This is a genomic window from Lysinibacillus sp. NPDC097162, from assembly GCF_044762185.1.
In the GTDB taxonomy this organism is placed as follows: domain Bacteria; phylum Bacillota; class Bacilli; order Bacillales_A; family Planococcaceae; genus Lysinibacillus.
The window spans coordinates 225963-231792 of the sequence record NZ_JBIWDT010000005.1; the positions used below are offsets into that span (position 1 = coordinate 225963).

The 5830-nt window shown below is 37.9% G+C and carries 3 protein-coding genes and 1 rRNA gene; all 4 read right to left on the reverse strand.

The features are described from left to right. Positions 1-215 precede the first annotated feature (215 nt). A protein-coding gene (gene prfB / locus ACIQXW_RS19365; RefSeq protein ID WP_401021137.1) for a peptide chain release factor 2 occupies positions 216-1320 on the reverse strand; the annotation gives its coding sequence in 2 pieces (ribosomal slippage) (positions 216-1244 and positions 1246-1320; 1104 coding nt in all). Between the two features lie 461 nt (positions 1321-1781). After that, positions 1782-2339 (reverse strand): competence protein ComK, encoded by a 558-nt coding sequence (locus ACIQXW_RS19370; RefSeq protein ID WP_340826326.1) that lies wholly within the window; start codon positions 2337-2339, stop codon positions 1782-1784. Between the two features lie 365 nt (positions 2340-2704). Then, positions 2705-5218 carry a preprotein translocase subunit SecA gene (secA, locus tag ACIQXW_RS19375; RefSeq protein WP_340826327.1) on the reverse strand — a complete coding sequence of 838 codons (2514 nt, stop codon included), beginning with the start codon at positions 5216-5218 and terminating at the stop codon, positions 2705-2707. 520 nt (positions 5219-5738) lie between these two features. Further along, a 5S ribosomal RNA gene (gene rrf / locus ACIQXW_RS19380) occupies positions 5739-5830 on the reverse strand; the annotation flags it as partial.

Consider the following 5830-nt stretch of genomic DNA (forward strand, 5'->3'; position numbering starts at 1 on the left):
TCCCACTTCGCTTTCCGCGGGCACACACGTAAGCCGTAACCGTCGCTGTGGCGCCGTTTGTTACGTCTTACGCTCTGTGCGTTCCCGCAGGAGTCTACGTGGGTTTTTACTTGGTTAACCTACTAGCAGTGTCATGAAAATTCAGAATTGTTTGAGTGACTGGCACTTTAAATGAGAAAACCTCAGAAGCGTAACGCCTCTGAGGTCTTCATTGATTATCCAATTTTAGAACGTAAATATGCATTGATAAATGGATCTAAATCTCCGTCCATTACTGCGCCTACATTCCCTGTTTCTTCACTAGTACGGTGATCCTTAACCATAGAGTATGGATGGAATACGTATGAGCGTATTTGAGAGCCCCAGCCAATTTCCTTTTGCTCACCGCGAATTTCATCAAGTTGTGCTTGCTGCTTATCGATTTCTAATTGATATAATTTCCCTTTTAACATCGTCATTGCTTTTTCACGGTTTTTAATTTGTGAACGCTCTGCCTGACATTGAACGACAGTACCAGTTGGAATATGCGTAATACGAACAGCTGAATCCGTTGTATTAATATGCTGACCACCAGCGCCTGTTGCACGGTACGTATCAATTTTTAAATCCTCTGTACGAATGTCTACTTCAATATTGTCATCGAATTCAGGCATAACATCACATGAAACGAATGATGTATGACGACGACCAGAAGAGTCGAACGGTGAAATACGTACTAAACGGTGTACACCCTTTTCAGCCTGTAAATAACCGTAAGCATTATGTCCTTTAATAGATAAAGTTACGGATTTAATACCCGCTTCATCACCTGGAAGATAATCGACTGTTTCTACTTTAAATCCACGTTTTTCAGCCCAACGTGTATACATACGAAGTAACATAGAACCCCAGTCTTGAGACTCTGTACCACCAGCACCAGGATGAAGCTCTAAAATGGCATTGTTCTGATCATATGGACCACTTAATAGTAATTGCAACTCAAAATCGCCCATTTTTTGTTGGAACTCTGCAAGCTCATTGCCTAGCTCCTCCTGTAATTCTTCATCAGGCTCTTCACGTAATAACTCTAGTGTCATATCTAAGTTTTCATGTGTATCTACTAGCTCTTTATATTCATTAACAATTGCCTTCAAGCCATTACCTTCATTAATGACTACCTGTGCTCCTTGCTGATCGTCCCAGAAGCCTGGCTCTAGCATCATTTCATCTAATTCTTGAATACGTGCCTCTTTATTTTCTAAGTCAAAGAGACCTCCTGAAGTCCGCCAATTTTTTGGCTGTAGTATCTAACGCGTTACGCACATCTGCTAATTCAATCATTGCTAAATCCTCCGAACATATTTAATGGATATTACATGTAAAATCCGTATTATTCTATTATAGCGTTTTTAAAGCGGAAAACATACTTTTTTCAATATGCCCTGTCCATGAGACATAAAAAATAGTAGTCCAAAGCGCTTAGCTTATACTACTATCTTTTATGATCAAAAATATATTATTCACTAATTAAGCTTTCCGAGTAAACTTTTACGAGCTTCGGCGTGAATTTTTTGATCACAATGCTCGCATGTCAATCGTCTATTCCGATTCACTTTATAAAGCTGATATTTCCTAGTCCCTTCTAAAAGCTTAAATTGTCTTTTACAGCAAATACAAATCGTTTCATAATAAATCATCAAAGCCTACACCCCTCTGTATTTATTAATTGTATTTTAAAGAAAATAAAATTCTTAAAAGCACTCAATGGATATTCCGTTACATCTGTACAGAAATAACTTTCACTAGCATTCATCCTTTTTCGTTTCATCCTCTACCTTAGAACGAATCGCCATTCGTTGAAATACTTTGACTCGATCAAACTGCACTAGTAAATGTTTCGTACGTTTTTCAAGCTTGTATTTTAATAAAAAAGCCCTCTGAATACGATATTCAAAAGCTTTCGGACTAACATCCACAATAATTTCTTGACCGTTCATAAACACAACCTTCGTTTGCTTTTTACTAACAGCAATATAGTCGTCTATATGATGGACAGCAAACCAAATACATTCTGGATGTAACGGTGACTTACTTGGAAACCACAAAATATTAAACCGTTCATGGACAACAATGGGATTTTTATTGAGCTTACCTAAAATCATCTTCGATCCATCAAAGGCTCCTCGTAAGCTCGAACCAAAATAGCGGAGATTAAAATCCATTAGTCTCGTAGGAGATAATTTTGATATATATTGATAGTCCCTTTCAATTACTCTTGTACATAAATTTCCAAAGGCATCATACTCAGGCATATACAACATTGTTTCACTACTCATAATGTCTTCACAATTATAATGCAATGATTACTCCTCCTTTAAATCATATTTATCATGTGAATTAAAAAGGAATGTACATGTTTATGGGTATACCTATGTACTTCCTCGAGCACGTCTGCTAAAACTACATTACTCGAGAATTTAGTCCGACTAACGCATAAATTCACCTCCCCTTTTGTCAAAGAAAGTAAATTCATATGAAAGTGTCTTACTATTTATTTAAATAATCTGCTATACTCATTACTTTCATTGAACTAAATACCTATTGTTACAATTATTGTATACTTTCAATTATCTATTGTCTATTAATTCAGATTTTAGAGCCCGTTTCTTTCTAAGCAAAAAAAAAGACCAACTCAACTTCTCGTTGAATTGATCTTTTCCCTATTTTATTGACCTGCACCGTGACAGTTTTTAAATTTCTTTCCACTACCGCATGGACATAAATCATTACGTCCAATATTTTCAGCTTTACGAACAGGTTGTTTTTTCGGTGCAGGAGAACCATCTTCTTTCGGATTCACAGCCTGACCTTTTGCAACCTCTTCACGTTCTAAGTTACTGCGAATTTCTGCTTTCATCGCATATTTCGCTACATCCTCACGAATTGAAGCGACCATATCCTCAAACATCGCAAAACCTTCTTGTTGATATTCACGTAGAGGATCATTTTGACCATACGCACGTAAATGGATCCCTTGTCGTAATTGATCCATTGCGTCAATATGATCAATCCACTTCGTATCAATTGAACGTAATAAAATAACCTTCTCAAACTCACGCATACGCTCTGGTGTAAGCTCTTCTTCTTTTTCATCATAGCGTTGGTGTACAGCATCGGAAATAGTCGCATTAATTTCTTCGGCAGATTTACCTTGGAAGTCCGCCACTTTTAATGTGCCCTCTTCTAATAGGTTAGCTGCGACAAAGTCCTCAATCGCTTTTAAGTTCCAATCTTTCGGCTGGTCATCTTGTGTGTATAGTCCAACAATATTATCGATTGTTTCCTGAATCATTGACTCTACAAGCTCACGCATATTTTCCGTTTCTAAAACGTCATAACGCTCTTTGTAAATAATCTCACGTTGCTGACGTAAAACATCATCATATTGTAATAAACGTTTACGTGCATCGAAGTTATTCCCTTCAACACGTTTTTGCGCTGATTCTACCGCTCTTGATACAACTTTCGATTGTAATGGTTGAGAGTCATCCATTCCAAGACGCATCATCATAGACTTCATATTGTCAGAGCCAAATCGACGCATTAATTCATCTTCAAGTGACAGGTAGAATTGCGTAACCCCTGGATTCCCTTGACGTCCTGAACGACCACGTAGCTGATTATCGATACGACGTGATTCATGACGCTCCGTACCAATTACCGCTAAACCACCAATTTCTAATACACCTTCACCAGGTTTAATATCGGTACCACGACCAGCCATATTTGTTGCAATCGTAACTGCACCTTTTGAACCTGCATTCGCGATAATTTCTGCTTCACGCTCATGGTTTTTCGCATTCAGTACATTATGAGGAATTTTATGTTTATCAAGTAATTGTGAAATAATTTCAGATGTTTCAATCGCCACTGTACCAACAAGTACTGGTTGACCAGCCTTATGACGCTCAGCAATATCAGCCGCTACTGCTTTATATTTTCCTTCCATAGAAGCAAAAATTAAATCTGGGCGGTCATCACGTGCAATTGGCTTATTCGTTGGAATCGCAATAACACTCATGTTGTAAATATTACGGAACTCTTCTTCTTCTGTTTTCGCTGTACCTGTCATACCCGCAAGCTTTTGGTACATACGGAAATAGTTTTGGAACGTAATTGTTGCCATCGTCATTGATTCGTTTTGAATCTCAACGCCCTCTTTAGCTTCAATTGCTTGATGGAGACCATCAGAATAACGGCGTCCCTTCATTAAACGACCAGTAAAGCCGTCAACGATAACAATTTCGCCTTCTTGGACAACATAATCAACATCATTATGCATACTCACATGTGCCTTTAACGACTGGTTAATGGCATGATTTAAACGTACATGTGTTAAATCAAACAAATTGTCGATACCGAAAGCTTTTTCGGCCTTTTCTACACCTGCATCCGTTAATGTAACGCCTTTTGTTGATTCTTCATATGTGTAATCTGTATCAGCACTTAACATGCGTACAAAAGCATTAGACTGCTTGTACAACTGCGCAGATTTCCCAGCTTGACCCGAAATAATTAATGGTGTACGTGCCTCATCAATTAAAATCGAGTCAACCTCATCGATTACAGCGTAGTGAAGCGGACGTTGAACACGCTCTTCTTTATAAAGCACCATATTGTCACGTAAATAGTCAAACCCTAATTCATTGTTTGTACTATACGTAATATCCGCATCATATGCCGCGCGCTTTTCTTCTTTTGATAAGCTGTTTAAGTTTAAACCAACTGAAAGGCCTAAGAAATTATACAGCTCTCCCATCTCAGCAGCGTCACGACTTGCCAAATATTCATTGACCGTTACAACGTGTACGCCTTTACCAGTAATAGCATTTAAATAAACTGCCATCGTAGCTGTTAACGTTTTACCTTCACCGGTTTTCATCTCTGAAATATTACCTTCATCAAGTGAAGCCGCACCCATAATTTGCACGCGGAAAGGATACATTCCTAATACACGTTTCGATGCCTCACGACTAACTGCAAAAGCTTCAGCACGAATAGAATCTAATTTTTCGCCATCTGCATAACGTTTTTTAAATTCCTCTGTCTTCGCTTGTAGTTGCTCATCTGAAAGCTGTTCCATTTGAGAAGCTAATCCCTCAACTTGGTCAGCGATTTTTTCTAATTTTTTTAACTCACGTTTATTGAAATCAAATAATTTATTTAATAGGTTTGCCATGAATATTTTTCACTTCCTATACGAGTCTCAAATTCCATTTTACCATTGTGTAACAGTTTCATGCAAACAGTGTCCTATAGTAAGGAACGAAACATCGCAAAATAAGTTCATTTTGCGACCATTTTCTCCCTTTTATGCGTAAGACAAGGATATTATGAAAGAATAAGGAAAATAATTTAGTTGTTTCTATTAATGAACATTTTCCAATGATAAACTCTAAAGATTAATTATGTTCCAGACCCCGAAGCAAAAATCAGCATGTCCCCATCCATGTCAAGACTAAAGAGAATTACGTGACAGTTAAACAGGATAAATATTGGTGCTACAGATTTTTAATACTCTTGATGAATTCTATAACTTTTATCAATCTATCTCACGGTAGGTTCAAAACGATTACCTAATCCATTCAAAATTATCCTCATTAGGAACCCTTACGCTATTAATAACATGGAATACTAGCAATCCTGCTGTTTAAGAAATTAAAAAAAGCCGAGGATTAAATCCTCGGCTTACTATTTGTGCCTAGCGACGTCCTACTCTCACAGGGGGAAGCCCCCAACTACCATCGGCGCTAAAGAGCTTAACTTCCGTGTTCGGTATGGGAACGGGTGT